Source organism: Alteromonas sp. 1_MG-2023 (assembly GCF_030547075.1).
Lineage (GTDB): Bacteria > Pseudomonadota > Gammaproteobacteria > Enterobacterales > Alteromonadaceae > Alteromonas.
On record NZ_JAUOQH010000022.1, the window covers coordinates 1 to 16,724 of the forward strand.

Genomic DNA, 16,724 nt, shown 5'->3' on the forward strand with positions numbered 1-16,724 from the left:
CGGGAATAGCTCAGTTGGTAGAGCACGACCTTGCCAAGGTCGGGGTCGCGAGTTCGAATCTCGTTTCCCGCTCCAAATTTTCATATCTTAGTAATCAATTTAAATTATCTCTCTGCTTAAACTTTCTGCCTTATTTAAGCTTTCTACGTTTATTCATGCCAATAATGCACTTTTTAGCGTAAGCGAGTGTAAATTTTCTCTTTTTACACCCTTTTAAAAGTCCTTTTTTTGAATGGGTTTTTATTCCTGCAATTTTGCACCGTGTGCGAGCATACTCTCACTGTTTTGGTGATAACCTATAAAAGTTTATATATATCAGTTGCTAATGCTGCATTAGATCCGTTGCTGATTACTCTTAATTCATATTTAGTGCATGCATGCGCGATATTAGAGCATATTTATTCAAAAAGTATTAAATATTAATGCGTTTTTGCTTTAGAATGCGCGCCCTTTACGGCACAGATTCTGCTATGGATCATGCTGAAAATATTGATGCACGTACCCAACAATAAAATTAACGGGTATTAGATAGAAGCCACGCCAGGAGAACACACTAGTATGCACTATAAAGGCAGCACCTTCGGGTACTCTTTGGTTGCCGGCGCTGTATTTACTGCTTTAAGTAGTACTGCGGTAGTCGCCCAAGAAGTTACTGTAAATGAACAACAAGTAGAAAAAATTGAAGTAACTGCAACACGCCGAAGCGGCTCTTTGCAGGAAGTTCCAATTAATATCTCTGCCTTAACATCGGACGTGTTGGCTCAACAAAATATTGAAGACTTAGACTCAGTAGCGCGCTGGGTGCCAGGTCTTACGGTTACCGATCAAGGTGGACGTAGCGATTCACCTATTATCGTTCGTGGCTTGAATACTAACTCTTCTGGGCCTAGCTCTGATGGCGGCACAGTAGCAACATATTTCGGTGATATCCCGCTGTTTTTAAATATGCGTTTACTTGACGTAGACCGCGTAGAGGTACTCATCGGTCCTCAAGGGACGCTATACGGTGCAGGTACTTTAGGCGGCGCAATTCGTTATATTCCGAAAGCGGTTGATCTGGATTTCACATCAGGCGAAGTAACGGCTGATGTATTTAGTACTAAAGAAAGTGACTCACTAGGGGGCGAAGGTAGTTTTGTTTTCAATGCGCCTATTATTGAAGGTGTGCTCGGTGTTCGTGCTTCACTAAATTATTATAATAACCCTGGCTATTTAGATTATAACTACGTGGTGCAAGAAGGCGGTGTTTCTCTTCCCGATCCAGATTGGTCAGACAGCGAAGCGGTTAGCGAAAACATTAAGCAAGTAGAAGATGCTAATGGCGAAGATACCTTAACAGGTCGTATCGCGGTACGTTGGTTACCCACAGATTGGCTTGATACTACCCTTACTTATTTCTATCAGAAACAAGAAGTAGAAGGCCGTTCTATTAGCCATTACAACGCGCTATCAGATGAAAACCCACTAAGTGACTTGGTAGGCAAGTATGAGTCTGCTTATCGTTATGAAGAGCCTAGAGATAAAGAAGATTCGTTGTTGAGTTTAGAAGTTAAAGCTGACCTTGGCTTTGCTGAGCTTGTTTCTGCTACAGGTATTTCTGATTTTGAAGCTGAAGGTCAACGAGATCAAACCGACTTACTGATTCGACTTGATTACAGTTACGAAGAATTCCCAGCTTTCTCTGCCTACACAGAAGAGATTGATGAGCGTTCTATATTTACCCAAGAACTTCGTCTTGTTTCACAGTCTGATGGCCCACTTTCATGGATTGTGGGTGGTTTTTACTACGATTTAGATAGTGATGGAAGCAGTAAAGAATTTACTCCAAACTTCGATGAGTACGCTATTGATGTATGGGGCGTAGAAGGTAACTATCGCCCAGATGACTTAGAGTATTTCTCAGTATCTCACTCAGAGGTTACCGAAAAAGCCTTATTCGGTGAGCTCTCCTATGAAGTTACAGATAAGTGGGATGTAACACTTGGTCTGCGGGCTTATGAGTATGAAATATTCACCCGTTCGGCTACCGATTTACCTCTGTATAATACGGTTTTCGGTGGTCGAGAGTCAGATTCTATTGTTCTAGATTTTAGCGAAGAGTCTGCTGACGACAGTGGCACTTTATTTAAATTTAATACAAGCTACCAGTTTACTGGCGATACGATGGCTTATGTAACCATCAGTGAAGGATTTCGTATTGGTGGAGCAAATGGTACTGCAGCGTGTCCCGAAAATGTAGACGACCTCAATAACCAAATTGTTTGTGCCTTACCAGAAGAACAGTTGTATGAAGCCGATACAACCACTAACTATGAACTTGGAGTGAAGACGAGCTTCTTCGATAACAGACTTCAAATGAATAGTGCACTTTTCTTTGTGGACTGGGAAGATCCTCAAGTGTCTGGTGCTACGGTTAATGGTCAGCAACCGATTACCGTTAATGCTGAAGGTGCAGAGTCTAAAGGTGCAGAGCTATCCTTTCGGGGTATCATAACTGACAACATAAGAGCTTACGCGACTTATGCTTATACGAAAGCTGAACTTACCGCAGATGCGCCTTTCTTATTTGGCGTAATAGACGAGCAAGGAACAGAGCTGCAAGACTATTACGATGGTAAAGATGGCGATAGATTGCCAGGTACAGCTGAACACCAGTTTTCATTAGGTGTAACTTACAGCCAAGAAATCTTAGATGATAAAATGCTTGATATTAACTACGGTATAACCGCACAAAGCGATATTTATACCACAGTTGGCTTGCGCCAAGATGGTGAGGCCTTACCTGGTTATGCAGTAAGTAATTTGACCGCCCGTATATCAGATGATGATTGGTCAGTTACCTTATACATCGATAACTTATTTAATAAGTATGCGTTTACCTCAACCCGTAGAAATGTTGGTGATATTGGTTTAGGTGCGTTTGATAGCGTATTAGATCCAAACGGTACTGACATTCAGCGTAACTACGGACATTATTTACTAACGCCTCGTACTATTGGATTGAAGTTCAATTACCAATTCGGTATGTGATAAGTTAGATTTATTCGACTATGCAAAGGCACTCTACTGAGTGCCTTTTTACTTTTAAGAGCAGTAATGAATACACCCAATCAATTATTAGAAGACGCAGTTCGTTTTTTAAATCAGCGCAATTACACCCAAGCACATCAGTGCTGCGTAGATGTCATCAAAGGCTTTGGCGACCATCCTCATGCCTACTTTTTGTTAGGTGTAATACATATTGAAATTGCTCAAATAGACAAAGCCATTCTCCTGTTAGAAAAATCCAATACGATTGAAAGTCGTCCTATAACCTTTGCTTACTTAGCAAAATGTTTTGCGTTGCGTGGGGATATGTCGAAATCGCTAGCAGCAAGTGACAGCGCATTACCTGAAGCGTTAACACGAGCGCTAGACTTAGACACAGTAGGCGTGGCGTTAAGCCGAGTAGGGTTACACGCCAAGGCGTTGACATATTTTGTAAAAGCATTGGAGATTGACAGTACTAATGCGCAGTACCATTACAACTTTGCAGTAAGCAGCAAGTTCGCCGGAAACTTTACGCAAGCCAGAGAGCACTTTGAAACCGCTATTAAATTAGCACCACATTTTTATCAGGCTCATTTCGCGCTATCTGATTTAGGTAAAGTATCGAAATCGAACAACCACATTGCCCGGTTACAGCATGTGCTCTGTGATTTAGGCGATGAATCGATTAAAGGTAAAAAGAAAAAATCCATAGAAGGTCAGTTGCACATAGGTCATGCGCTAGCTAAGGAATATGAAGCAATAGGTGATTATGATAGTGCGTTTAAGGCGCTGCAACATGCGAAAGCCCCTCAGCGCCAAGCGAGTTTGCAGTCTAGGGATAGTTTTAATCGTATCTTTGACTATTTAAAATCAGACCTACAGCAGACCACCACAACAGGGAAAGGGGAGCAAAGGGATTCGCCTATTTTCGTTATTGGCATGCCACGCTCAGGCACGACATTGGTGGAGCGAATTTTAAGTCACCATAGTAACGTCGCCTCGGGCGGAGAGCTGCAAGATTTTGGTGTTGCGGTGAAAACGCTAACCAAAACCAAGTCTGCCCACGTTCTCGATTTGCCCACGTTACAAGCGGCAAAGCATATCGACAAAGAAGCATTAGGGGGGCTATACATTGAGCGCACCGCTTATTTACATCAACAAGGTGAACGCTTAGTCGATAAGCTACCGTTTAACTTTTTCTACATTAACTTAATTCGACAAGCGTTACCCAATGCAAAAATAATCTGCCTTAAGCGTGATGCTATGGATACCTGCGTTGGAAATTATCGACAGCTTTTTTCCATTAATAGCCCGTATTACGCCTACGCGTATAGCCTCGATACTATTGGTGAACTTTATACCGGATTTTGTGATTTAATCTCAGAATTCCAAACCGCTTATCCTGAACAAATTAGGGTTCAGTCGTACGAAGCTTTGGTAAATAATCCGCAAAAAGAAGTGGCAGAGCTGTTGTCTTATTGCAATCTTCCTTGGGAAGCACAGTGTATCGACGTAGACAAAAACACATTGCCAGTATCAACCGCCAGTAAAGTACAAGTGAGAGAGCCCATTAATACTCGCTCAATTGGTCGTTGGAAGCATTATGAAGCGCACACGTTTAACCTACAAAAATTGTTAGGCTATAGCTAAAACTACTTGCATCCTTGGCGGTGGGAGCATAACCTAACTGGTCTAACCAGAAGAAGGTGTTTCAGAGAGAAGATTATGTCCGTACCAAACCCCCTTCGCAGCTTTGCGAAAAAAGCCAATACCTATCCAACATGGCTACGTCAACGAATGCTGACTTGGATGTTCCGGTACAAAGTGAAACTAACGGGCACGGTCAGTATCGATATTCTGGAAACCGATTTAAAATCGGTTACTTTCCGTCAGAAAAACTATAAGAAGGCGCAAAACCATATTGGCAGTGTGCATGCTGCTGCAATGGCGCTATTGGCCGAGTCTTCTACAGGCTTTGTTGTTGGTGTTAACCTACCTGGTGACAAGTTGCCGCTTATTAAAGAAATGAATTTCAAATATGTGAAGCGCGCGCAAGGTGATATGCACGCGGTAGCGCACCTTACGGATGAACAAATAGCATTAATGCAAACACAAGAAAAAGGTGAAGTGACGGTAGCCGTTAAAGTAACGGATGCCAAAGGCATTGAACCGGTTTTGTGTGAAATGATTTGGGCTTGGGTGCCTAAAAGTAGGAAGTAGTACCTGTATTTTAAAAAATAGGCCGAGTACTCAAGATTACCCTTTGTGCGTTTCTTATGTAACGCGCATATTCTATCCAAGCATTTTACAGTTTTATGAAGTTTTCTCTCATCTCGTTTTTCAGTTTGACAGTATTCCCAATCCCAACTATCTAATTATCAGTGTAATGAGCCAAGCGGCACAGGCACGCGGCTAATGGTTCCTCATCGTTGCACGATGCGGAGTATGATAATCCTCAGAAAGCTGAGATAGGGGGTCGTATGACAACGTTATCCAGAGAGCAATTGGTAAACCGTCCTTTTGTAGATAAAAAACACTACCCCTATGGGTTTGCTCGCTCAGGTGATTTTTCTATTACCGAAAGTAAACTATTACAAGCCCACGGTAGTCTATTTGCAGCCTTGGTAGACGGCAAAATTACGCCCAGCTCAGAGGCTGAAATCAATTATTTGAATTCAGCCCTTGGTCAATGTGAGCCAGCAACACCACAAGCGCGAGCATGGGTTAAATATCAAACGCGAATAAACAGGCCAAAAGCGGCCAGTATTTACGGTTCTAAGCGAGTGGTAACCGAAGAATTAGACGATAATGTCGGAATAGATGACGATAACCACCATGAAATAGATATAGATGACGATTAATTGTTAAATTGTTGTGAATCCCATCCTAATATTGGCCATTAATTTGCCAATATCGAAAGGTTTATCCTATTTATCTTGAATATTGGGATATATATCTCACTTTTGTGCGGTTTGGTGTTTTATCTTCCTACTTCCTTCGTTATAGTCCGCTCATCGTCAACATTCGCTGACAATACACCAAACCGATACAGGAGATAGTACTGTGAAAATGATGTCGGGCGCTGCCATGGTGGTAGAAGCGCTAAAAGATGTAGGAGTAACACATGTGTTCGGCTACCCCGGTGGTGCCGTACTAGACATATATGACGCTTTATATGCGCAAAAAGATGTCGAACATGTCCTCGTACGTCATGAACAGGCAGCCGCTCATATGGCGGATGGTTATGCACGTTCAACTGGCAAAACCGGCACAGTCCTCGTCACTTCAGGTCCTGGTGCAACAAATACCATTACCGGTATTGCGACTGCCTATATGGATTCAATTCCAATGGTAGTATTGTCGGGGCAAGTACCTTCAATGCACATTGGTGAAGATGCTTTCCAAGAAACTGACATGGTAGGGTGTTCTCGTCCTATCGTTAAGCATAGCTTCTTAGTGAAGCGTGCTGTGGATATTCCAGAAGCGATTGCGAAAGCGTACTACATTGCAAATACTGGTCGCCCTGGCCCAGTGGTAGTCGATTTACCAAAAGACATTGTTAATGTTGCGGAAGATCACCCTTATGTGTTCCCAACCGACGTAACAATGCGTTCGTATAACCCAACCGAGCGTGGGCATACAAAACAAATTAAGAAAGCAGTCGCTTCATTAATGAAAGCCGAACGCCCAGTACTTTATGTCGGTGGTGGTGCGGTTACGTCTGAAGCATCTTCACGTGTTATCGAATTAGCTGAAAAGCTTAACGCGCCGGTAACATGTACCCTAATGGGCTTAGGCGCCATGCCAGGTACACACGAGCAGTTCGTGGGTATGCTTGGTATGCACGGCACCCTTGAAGCAAACAAAACCATGCATAATGCCGATTGCATTATTGCCTTAGGTGCACGTTTCGATGACCGTGTTACCAATAACGTGGCTAAATTCTGCCCGCATGCCGACATTATCCATGTGGATATCGACCCTGCGTCAATTTCGAAAACCATCAACGCGCATATTCCGGTGGTTGGCTCGGTTGATAAAGTTCTCGACCAAATTTTAGAGCAGCTTGCTAATAAAGACCTATCTGGTCAAAAAGAGAAGTTAGCCGATTGGTGGCAACAAATTACTCAGTGGCGCTCTCGTGAATGTTTGAACTACGAGCAAGGCGATACGGTAATTAAGCCACAGCAGGTTATCCAATCTATTTACAAGCATACCAATGGTGAAGCTTACGTAAGTTCTGACGTTGGTCAGCATCAGATGTTTGCTGCCTTGTATTATCCGTTTGATAAGCCTCGCCAATGGATCAACTCAGGTGGCTTAGGCACCATGGGCTTTGGTTTGCCAGCAGCAATGGGCGTGCAGTTTGCACATCCTGAGTCTACTTCTGTCGTGGTAACAGGCGACGGTAGTATTCAAATGAATATTCAAGAGTTGTCTACCTGTTTGCAGTACAACCTGCCGATTAAAATCATTACTTTGAACAACCGAGCGCTAGGTATGGTTCGTCAGTGGCAAGATATGATTTATAAAGGTCGTCACTCGCACTCATACATGGACTCTATGCCAGATTTTGTAAAACTTGCTGAGTCTTATGGCCATGTTGGTATCAAAGTAGATAAATTAGAAGAATTAGATGCAGCGATGGAGAAATGTTTCAGTCTTAAAGATCGCCTTGTGTTTATGGACATCGCGGTAGATCAAAACGAGCACGTGTATCCAATGCAAATTAAGTTTGGCGCTATGGATGATATGCGCTTAAGTAAGACGGAGCGAACCTGATGAAACGTATTATTTCAGTATTAATGGAAAACGCACCTGGCGCACTATCTCGCATTGTGGGTGTTTTCTCACAGCGCGGATACAACGTAGACTCGTTATGCGTAGCACCTACTGACGATGGCAGCTTGTCACGTCTTACCATCATTACCCATGGTGATGATAAAGTCATTGAGCAGATTACTAAGCAAGTAAATAAGCTTATTGATGTACTTAAAGTGGTGGACCTTACCGAAGGTACTCACGTTGAGCGCGAGCTTATGCTAATTAAAGTGGCTACCCGTACCGAATCTGTACGTGCCGAAGTAATACGTAATAGTGATATATTCCGTGGACGCATATTAGATGTTCATGCGAATAACTATACGATTGAAATTACGGGGACTACCGACAAACTAGACGCTTTTGCAGCCACCATGGCTCAATGTGCGGAGGTGATTGAATCATCACGCACTGGAGTTTGTGGTTTAGCACGTGGCGAGCGCGCTTTACGCCCATGACAGGTAATCGCAATCATGCGACGTAAGATATTAAAGATGTTTTAGCAACAGACCAAAGGCGAGTAACTTAAGTTACTCGCCTTTTCCGTAATAAGCCTCTAAACGAAGCGCCATACCGTAAGACGGCGAGAAATCTTCCCGTCGTAGCCATAGAACAAAAGGTTCTACCTCGAAATAAAGCCATTCTCTAATCGGGTTGCTGCGCCAACGTAAACCGGTATACACCTCTTCTACTTGATAGGTAGGTTTGTTTAACCCTTCCACCATAAAGCTGTACACCAGCGCGTTCCTATTGTTGATAGGGTACAAATGTTGTAATTCATGACGCCATAACCAATCGTTACTTCTGTCTCGAAAATAAAAGCGGTTGTTTAAGCGCGTTACGTTGTTAGTGCTACTGATATGTTGAAAAGAGGTGCCTAACTCAGCGCCAAATTGATCCCGCGTGTATTGATAAATTTCGGTGTCATACAGCATGGCCCAATGTGAGTTAAAGGCATAAGCATTGCGGTATCTCGCTTTTACATACAGCTGGTCACGCCTGCCAGCACCCACACGAAATGAATAGTGAGAGTTTATGTCGGGGCGAAACCGCAGGGAAATAGTGGTGTTATCTTGCCTTCCTAATGACGGTGAGCGTGCCGCTTTTATGGTGTCACTTTGGGTTTCATCTTCATTGTCACTTAAAAGTAAATCTACGCGGTTTTCTAGGTGGGGAAGTGAAACACGAATACGAAACCTAAGGTCGATTTCTGCGATATCTCGGGTTCTAGGCTCCCAGCTAAGTTGAACTCTGCCTTCTGCTTTGGCTTTCTCATTAGGTAAGCTGCCGTCTGAAAAGAGACCATCGAATTTGCTAACGGTAAAGTCCATAGAGTCTGTGAAGCTGCGTTGCCACACATCAAACCATTGCATAGGTTGGGTGGTTTCGTCGTTGCTTGCCTCAATACTCGTGTGCTGCTTAGTCACTTCTGGCAGGCTATCGCTTTGGTCATTAAGCAATAAACACAATGAGACAGCTAAACACAACATAACAGGCTAAACTCCCTCTAATGATTACGCGGCGAAATGACATCCGTATCAGATAATTACCTTCAGAATGCGGGTTGAGCTTATAAACGTCAACGATTATTAATCCATACAAATATTCACGTGAAAGCTTGCGCTTTGGGTGGCATACTGTCCTAACTGTTGTATCGGAGATTATTTTTATGGGCGGTATTGGAATCTGGCAGTTACTTATTATCTTAGTAATTGTAGTTTTACTTTTTGGCACTAAGCGTTTGAAAGGGATTGGCACCGATTTAGGTGGCGCAATCAAAGGTTTTAAAAAAGCAGTAACCGAGAACGAGCAAGATGCTGACTTCGAGCAGAAGAAGCAGGTGGAAGATACAGACACCGCTGACACTGCTGCCACAAAAACGCAGAGCGACGTTAAAGAAAAATCCTGATGTTTGACATTGGCTTTTGGGAGCTATTGGTAATTGGTGTGATGGCCTTGTTAATACTGGGTCCAGAACGTTTGCCAGGTGCCATGCGGTCCACCATTAACACTATTCGAAGTGTGCGAAATACAGCAACGGGCTTTAAGCAAGAAGTTGAGCATCAGTTGCGCGTGCACGAATTACACGAAAACCTGAAGAAAGCTGAGCAGCAAGGCTTGAAAGATCTCTCGCCAGAGCTTGAACAAAGTGTTGATGAGCTTAAAAAAGCAGCTGAGTCGGTTCAGGAACCATATAAAAAACAGTAAATGTCTGACGCAAACAATTTAATATCTCATTTAATTGAGCTTCGTAGCCGCATTCTAAAAGCACTGTTAAGTGTGCTGGTGGTTTTTCTGTGTTTGGCGTACTTTTCGCAAGATCTCTACCAATTGCTCGCATTGCCGTTGCTAGATTCTATGCCAGAAAACGCTAGCATGATTGCCACCGATGTAGCCTCACCTTTTTTCGCACCGTTTAAACTTACACTGGTGTTGTCATTCTTTATCGCTATTCCCTACGTACTTTATCAAGTATGGGGCTTTGTTGCGCCTGGGCTATACCGTAATGAGAAAAAGCTCGTAGCACCGCTTTTATTCTCAAGTACTTTATTGTTCTACGCGGGCATGGCATTTGCGTATTTTGTAGTATTTCCAATCGCGTTTGCCTTTTTCAATAGCGTGGCACCAGAAGGGGTTACGGTTAGTACCGACATCTCTAGTTATCTTAATTTTGTATTGAAACTCTTCTTTGCTTTTGGGGTCTCATTTGAAATTCCCATTGCCATTATCTTACTGTGCTGGACAGGGGTAACCGACGCAAAATCACTTCGAGCCAAACGTCCTTATGTGGTTGTTGGTGCGTTCGTGGTGGGCATGTTGCTTACGCCGCCGGATATTATTTCTCAAACATTATTGGCTATTCCTATGTGGATATTGTTTGAGATAGGTGTTGTCGTAGGTAGTTTGTATGCGGGTAAAGGTCGCCGAGGCAGCGAAGAAGAAACTGGCACTGAAATCGAATAACAATTAAGTAAAACAAAGGATTTAACATGAACAAACGTGCATTACTACTGTTAGTAAGTATGCTCTCTTCTAGTGCCTTTTTGGCACATGCGGAAACCGTAGGCGAGGCGCTCGCCAAATGTAGCGAAACCAAAAATAGCCTTCAGCGTTTAGTGTGTTATGACCGCGTAGAAAAAGCCCTTAACCGACACTCTGGTATACAGGCGCCAATGCCTAGCGCCGTGGCTATTAGCCCTAGCACAACGAATGCAAGTCCAAGAACGAATGCGCCGGTTACACCACGTCAAAGCGCCCCGGTTGCTAGACAAGAAACTCGACCTGACAGTGAGTTTGGTTTAGAGCACAAAATAGTATCTAAAGATTTAGCCGATGCTTTTTCTGGCACAGTGGTGTCTATTTCAAAAACCATTCGTGAACAATTAATTCTTACCTTTGATAACGGCGCTGTGTGGCGACAAACTAGCGACGATTCTATTAGAATCAGAAAAGGGCAAACCGTTACGATAGAGCGAGGTGTATTAGGCGCTTTCTATGCAAAAATAGATGGCGTTAAAAAACGCATGAAAGTGGAACGCGTTAAATAGTATGCCTTGGTTTGACGCTGGCGTTAATCTACTCGACCGCAGATTTAACCCCGAAGAGGTTATCTCTAACGCAGTAGATGCTGGCGTTTCTCGACTTTGTATTATCACTACCCACCCCAATGAATGGGATGAGGCTGCAGCACTCCATCAAGCTTTTCCGCAAATTTGCAGTTATACCCTAGGCATACACCCTCACAACGCCAAAGATGTGGTCGAAAGTGATTATGCTCGCTTACGAAGTATGGCAAAAGGGGAAGGCGTAGTGGCCATCGGAGAATGCGGTTTAGACTTCAATCGCAATTTTTCTGCTCAAGACATTCAAATTAGTGTGTTTGAAGCGCAGTTGGCGTTGGCGGTAGAATTAAACCTGCCTGCTTATCTACACGAACGTGATGCGTTTGAACAACAAGTGTCTTGCCTGCAAAAGGTGCTGCCGTCTCTTAGCGGCGGTATTGCGCACTGTTTTACGGGTGATACAACGCAGCTAAACACCTATTTAGATATGGGGCTGTATATTGGTATTACCGGCTGGGCATGTGATGAAAAGCGCGGAGAAGCTCTTCGTAACGCCATACCCACCATTCCATTAGAACGTATCATTTTAGAAACGGATGCCCCTTATTTATTCCCCAAAACCTTACGCCCAAGAAAACGTAACAATGAGCCTGCGGTATTGCCCCACATAGGTGAACAAATTAGCCAGTTAATGCAGGTTGCCCCTGAAAAATTGCGCGATAGCAGTTATGCTAATACATGTCGTTTGTTTTGTCTTAGTGATTAATGGTAATGCAATTAAATCGTCAAGCGGTGCGCAATTATGATCTTGCTCTGTTCATTATTACCGTCGTCGCGGTTTCAATATTTGCGATTGTTGCGGTTAGCGTAACACCAGAACATACCACCAAAGACAGAGTTACCCAGCTTGCCTATTTGAATGACGCTGGGAATACGTTAACTTTCGAGCAAGTGCTTGAAAAAGACGCCTCACAGTGGACGCCAGCATCCTCACCCGTCAATTTAGGTATGAGCAGTACAGCGTATTGGTTTTCATTCATCGTGGCACCAGCAGCATCTAGTACAGAAGATTATCTGCTGGAAATAGACTATGCATTACTTGATGAATTAGCGGTTGCGGTTTATCCAATCTCTAGCGCTGCGCCCGTTGCCCGTTATCAAGCGGGCGACAAACAAAAATTTACTGTTAGACCTATTGCCAATACCACCCCACTATTTTCTTTACCTGTAAGTGCTGCACCACTAAAGGTACTCGTTCGGGTGGAAACATCAGGCACCCTTCGAATGCCTATTGCCGTATGGGAAGAGAATGAGTTTATTGAATACGCCGCCAGTCAAAATCTAGCGTTAGGGCTGTTTTTTGGTTTTTTATGTGCCATGGCAATAAGTAACATTTTCTTGTTTTTCACCACTAAAAACCGTTCATTTTTGTTTTATTCAGGTTACTCATTTAGCTTAGGATTAACCCTCGCGTCTTTGCATGGGGTGGGGTACGCCTATTTGTGGCCAGAGCAAGTTTGGTTTCAAGGAAAGGCGGTGGTTATCTTTGGTAATGCCGCCGTCTTATTTGCGGTGCTCTTTTCCCGAAGTTTATTGCCTATAGCTGAATTCAGTGCACTTGCAGATAAGGTAATAAAGATAGCCGCCTGGGGGTTTGGGGTTGGTATTCTAACAAGCATGTTTTTGCCTTACTCAATGGCGTTAAAACTTTATCTGATTATGCTGTCAATCATTGTAATTATAGCCATGATTATTGGTGGTTGGTTGTCGTATAAAAGGGTATCCATTGCCCGCTACTTCACTGTCGCTTGGTTGTTATTACTAATCAGCGGACTTGTTGTAAGCTTAGATAGCGTGAATATTATCCATGTGGGTATCTCCTCGAGTTACTTACTTATAATCGCAGGTACGGTTGAAACTGTCATTTTAGGCCTAATCTTGGCTATTAATTATAGCCATAGTCATGATGAGCTTATTACCACGCAACAATTCGCCTTAGAACAAGAAAAAGAAGCAAGCAAAGCGCAAGAAGCGCTGTTAGAAGTGCAAAAGCGTTACCAAGATGACTTAGAATACAAGGTAGGAGAGCGCACCTTAGAGTTAGAAATAACTTTGCGCGAACTGTCAGAAGTGAATCAAGAGCTAGAGCGGCTAACTGCGGTCGACCCGCTTACAGGTATTAATAATCGTCGTCACTTTGATAAAAAGTTAAAATCAGAAGGTAGACGAAGCCGCCGTGAACAAACGCCTTTATCTATTGCTGTATTTGATGTTGATCATTTTAAACGTATTAATGATACATATGGACATGCGGGCGGTGATGCTTGTCTTATCCATATCACGAGTATAATGCAAAGCATGTTACATCGTTTGTCCGACGATTTATCTCGCATTGGCGGAGAGGAATTTGCACTTATTCTGCCGAATACCGACAGTGAAGGTGCCTTACATGTTGTTGAGGCAATACGCGAACGTATCGAAAATTCCCCTATCATGTTTGAAGGGGAGGCAATACATCTAACCATTAGTGCAGGGTTAACCACCAGTGTTATCACGGACGAAGAACACGCTGAAGCGCTACTTCGGTTGGCGGATGAGCAGTTGTATGCTGCGAAAGAATCAGGACGAAATAAAGTACTTTTTAAACCGTTTTCAGGATAACTTATGAATGCTTCATTCCCGGCTCGCCGTATGCGACGCCTACGTGCAAAAGATGCACTGCGAGATTTAGTTGCCGAGCAACGCCTTACTACCGACGATCTTATCTACCCTGTATTCGTGCTTCCTGGCATAGGCCAGCGCGAAGAAGTGCCTTCAATGCCAGGGGTAGAGCGATTATCTATCGACTTACTATTAGAAGAAACGGCGAAGTGGGTTGCCCTTGGTATCCGTACATTAGCCTTGTTTCCTGTTACGCCCATGTCGCTTAAAACTGAGTGCGCGAAAGAAGCCTATAACCCTGATGGCTTAGCACAAACCGCCATGCGTGAGTTAAAGGCTCACTTTCCAGATGTGATGTTAATGTCTGATATTGCGTTAGATCCCTTCACCTCTCACGGTCAAGATGGGCTAGTGGATGAGACCGGTTACGTAATAAATGACGTCACTATTGACGTGTTGGTAAAACAAGCGCTCTCACATGCAGAAGCGGGGGCTGATATTGTTGCACCATCAGACATGATGGATGGGCGTATTGGGCTTATACGTGATGCACTTGAGCAAGAAGGCTATATTAACACCTGTATCATGGCGTATTCTGCCAAGTATGCGTCAGCCTATTACGGGCCATTTCGCGATGCAGTCGGCTCTTCAGCGAACATAAAAGGTGGCAACAAGAAAACCTATCAAATGGACCCTGCAAACAGCGATGAAGCCATTCATGAAATTGCTTTAGATGTGCAAGAAGGTGCTGATATGGTAATGGTAAAGCCGGGTATGCCCTATTTAGATATTGTTCGGCGCTGTAAAGACGAAATCAAAGTGCCGACCTTTGCATACCAAGTTAGCGGTGAATACGCCATGCATCAAGCTGCCTTTGCTAACGGCTGGTTGAATGAAGACGCGGTTATTTTAGAGTCGTTGCTTGCGTTTAAACGTGCTGGTGCCGACGGTATTCTTACTTATTTTGCCCCTAAAGCTGCCGCGCTTTTAGCTGGCGACTAGCGCCGCGAGCCAAAAAGCAAAGGAACAGCAAAGGAAAAACGCAGAGCACAGGCCATCTAGCCAGTCGCTAAAAAAATGGGATGCAACCAAAGGTCGCATCCCATTTTTATTTGTTTCTAAATGCTTCAGCGCTAACTATTTACACACAAGTTCCCAACCGGCTTTGTGTTGTAACCAACTTTCGTTGGCGAGCTCAGCGTTAATAAGAGGGTGGGCCTTTAGCCAACCGTCAGGGAAAGTCACTTCCCATTTATCGCCCTCGCAGGACAAATCTACATGAGGAATATGCTTATTTTGTCTACGTAAACACAACACCACAGAAATTCGCAATATTCTCAGTAAACCAAGCAGCATAGGTTGCGAGTCATCATGGTAGTTGGTAAATGCTTCTGCGGGAATGGCAAGCCGATGATGGGCCACAAGGTCGCGAATAGCAGCCCGTTGTAAGCGTGTAAAGCCAGGGAAGTCTATAAAAGATAATATATACGCCCCATGCTCATGATGCTTTTTATATTCTATATGCAGGCCTGTTTCGTGAAGCAATGCGGCTGCACCTAAAATAGCTTCAGTATCAAGGTGACATATATTTTGCTGGGCACATAGCTGAGCGCACAACTTAGTGGCAACACTTTTAACCGAATTAGCATGTGCCTTATCAATATGATAACGGGACATGGTTTGATTCAAGGTTTGCTCGCGTCGGTCGTTTTCCTGCATGTTATCTAACATGCCGTAAATAAGCCCTTCACGCAGTGCACCACCAGAAATATTCATGTGTTGAATGGCTAACGATTCAAACAAGCTAATTAATATGGCAAGTCCTGAAGGAAATATCGCTTTGCGATTTTCCTCTAAGCCTTCAATATTCAGCTGACTTATTTCCTTGCACTCAATACATTGCTTTTCTAAATGATAAAGGTAGTCGAGGCGTATTGAGTCGCTAATACCTTGCGCCACGAGTATTTCAGTGATCGCCTGCGGCGTGCCGGAAGCCCCTAGACAGTTTTCCCAATCAAAACAAAGAAAGGCATCGGCGACAGGGAATAGTAAAGATTTGGCAGCTTTTTTTGCGTTTTCGAAGTTTTCGGCAGTAATCTTACCGCCATCGAAATAACGCTCCATAAAGGTAACACAGCCCATATCCAAACTTTTTAAATGGATAGGCTGCATGTCGTTGCCAATCACAATTTCAGTGCTGGCACCACCAATATCGATAACTAAGCTATTGCCCTGATTTGCAGAGGTATAAGCTACACCAAGATAAATTTGGCGCGCTTCTTCTTCACCGCTTATCACGTTGAGTTTGTGCTTAAGAATTTCTTCGGCTTTCCCAATAAACACTTGGGCATTAGTAGCAAGGCGTAAGGTAGCGGTAGCCACTACCTTAATATTTGAGGGGGGAATATCTTGTAACCGTTCGGAAAAGGTTTGCAGGCACTGCCAACCGCGCTCCATGCTCATTTCATCTAGTGCAAAGTCTTCATTTAACCCTGCTGCTAAACGTACTTTTTGCTTCACTTTGCCAATGATTTGAACACTACCATTGACCACGTGAACAATGACCATGTGAAAGCTATTAGAGCCTAAGTCTACAGCGGCGTAGTACTCGCCATAGCTTTCAGAGTCGTGCTGAAGTTCTGCCTGCAT

15 protein-coding genes are annotated in these 16,724 nt (G+C 43.7%); 13 read left to right on the forward strand and 2 right to left on the reverse strand.

The features are described from left to right. The first annotated feature begins 558 nt into the window (after window positions 1–558). From Q4561_RS17785 to ilvN, 6 genes are all read left to right on the forward strand, one after another. A complete protein-coding gene (locus Q4561_RS17785; RefSeq protein WP_303462558.1) occupies window positions 559–3,030 on the forward strand; it encodes a TonB-dependent receptor in 2,472 nt (823 codons plus the stop codon). A gap of 66 nt (window positions 3,031–3,096) precedes the next feature. After that, window positions 3,097–4,680, forward strand: coding sequence for a tetratricopeptide repeat-containing sulfotransferase family protein (locus Q4561_RS17790; RefSeq protein ID WP_303462560.1), 1,584 nt, complete (start codon window positions 3,097–3,099; stop codon window positions 4,678–4,680). Between the two features lie 75 nt (window positions 4,681–4,755). Further along, a complete protein-coding gene (locus tag Q4561_RS17795) occupies window positions 4,756–5,250 on the forward strand; it encodes a DUF4442 domain-containing protein (RefSeq protein WP_303462562.1) in 495 nt (164 codons plus the stop codon). Between the two features lie 260 nt (window positions 5,251–5,510). Further along, entirely contained in the window at window positions 5,511–5,891 is a 381-nt protein-coding gene (gene maoP, locus Q4561_RS17800; protein WP_303462564.1) for a DUF413 domain-containing protein, read from the forward strand. 202 nt (window positions 5,892–6,093) lie between these two features. Then, window positions 6,094–7,812, forward strand: coding sequence for an acetolactate synthase 3 large subunit (locus Q4561_RS17805; RefSeq protein ID WP_303462566.1), 1,719 nt, complete (start codon window positions 6,094–6,096; stop codon window positions 7,810–7,812). Continuing rightward, window positions 7,812–8,309 (forward strand): acetolactate synthase small subunit, encoded by a 498-nt coding sequence (gene ilvN, locus Q4561_RS17810; RefSeq protein ID WP_303462568.1) that lies wholly within the window; start codon window positions 7,812–7,814, stop codon window positions 8,307–8,309. Before Q4561_RS17805 ends, ilvN begins: the two co-directional genes overlap by 1 nt. A gap of 72 nt (window positions 8,310–8,381) precedes the next feature. Here the strand turns inward: ilvN and Q4561_RS17815 are convergent, their stop codons facing one another. Continuing rightward, the gene (locus Q4561_RS17815; protein ID WP_303462570.1) at window positions 8,382–9,341 is read right to left on the reverse strand and encodes a hypothetical protein; all 960 of its coding nucleotides are present in this window, start codon (window positions 9,339–9,341) and stop codon (window positions 8,382–8,384) included. 179 nt (window positions 9,342–9,520) lie between these two features. Here Q4561_RS17815 and tatA point away from each other — a divergent pair, with 179 nt between their 5' ends. From tatA to hemB, 7 genes are read left to right on the forward strand one after another with little or no spacing between them, the layout of a single operon-like run. After that, entirely contained in the window at window positions 9,521–9,760 is a 240-nt protein-coding gene (gene tatA / locus Q4561_RS17820; RefSeq protein WP_303462572.1) for a Sec-independent protein translocase subunit TatA, read from the forward strand. Beyond that, window positions 9,760–10,059, forward strand: coding sequence for a Sec-independent protein translocase protein TatB (gene tatB / locus Q4561_RS17825; RefSeq protein WP_013785614.1), 300 nt, complete (start codon window positions 9,760–9,762; stop codon window positions 10,057–10,059). Before tatA ends, tatB begins: the two co-directional genes overlap by 1 nt. Further along, window positions 10,060–10,815 (forward strand): twin-arginine translocase subunit TatC, encoded by a 756-nt coding sequence (tatC, locus tag Q4561_RS17830; RefSeq protein WP_303462574.1) that lies wholly within the window; start codon window positions 10,060–10,062, stop codon window positions 10,813–10,815. It abuts the gene before it with no gap. A 26-nt stretch (window positions 10,816–10,841) separates the two neighbouring features. Continuing rightward, window positions 10,842–11,399 (forward strand): hypothetical protein, encoded by a 558-nt coding sequence (locus Q4561_RS17835; RefSeq protein ID WP_303462576.1) that lies wholly within the window; start codon window positions 10,842–10,844, stop codon window positions 11,397–11,399. 1 nt (window position 11,400) lies between these two features. Continuing rightward, entirely contained in the window at window positions 11,401–12,180 is a 780-nt protein-coding gene (locus Q4561_RS17840) for a TatD family hydrolase (protein ID WP_303462578.1), read from the forward strand. A 5-nt stretch (window positions 12,181–12,185) separates the two neighbouring features. Next, a complete protein-coding gene (locus Q4561_RS17845) occupies window positions 12,186–14,075 on the forward strand; it encodes a diguanylate cyclase (RefSeq protein ID WP_303462579.1) in 1,890 nt (629 codons plus the stop codon). A gap of 3 nt (window positions 14,076–14,078) precedes the next feature. Beyond that, entirely contained in the window at window positions 14,079–15,077 is a 999-nt protein-coding gene (gene hemB / locus Q4561_RS17850) for a porphobilinogen synthase (protein WP_303462581.1), read from the forward strand. A gap of 135 nt (window positions 15,078–15,212) precedes the next feature. On the opposite strand, the gene Q4561_RS17855 is transcribed toward hemB, so the two are convergent. Further along, window positions 15,213–16,724 (reverse strand): guanosine-5'-triphosphate,3'-diphosphate pyrophosphatase, encoded by a 1,512-nt coding sequence (locus tag Q4561_RS17855; protein WP_303462652.1) that lies wholly within the window; start codon window positions 16,722–16,724, stop codon window positions 15,213–15,215.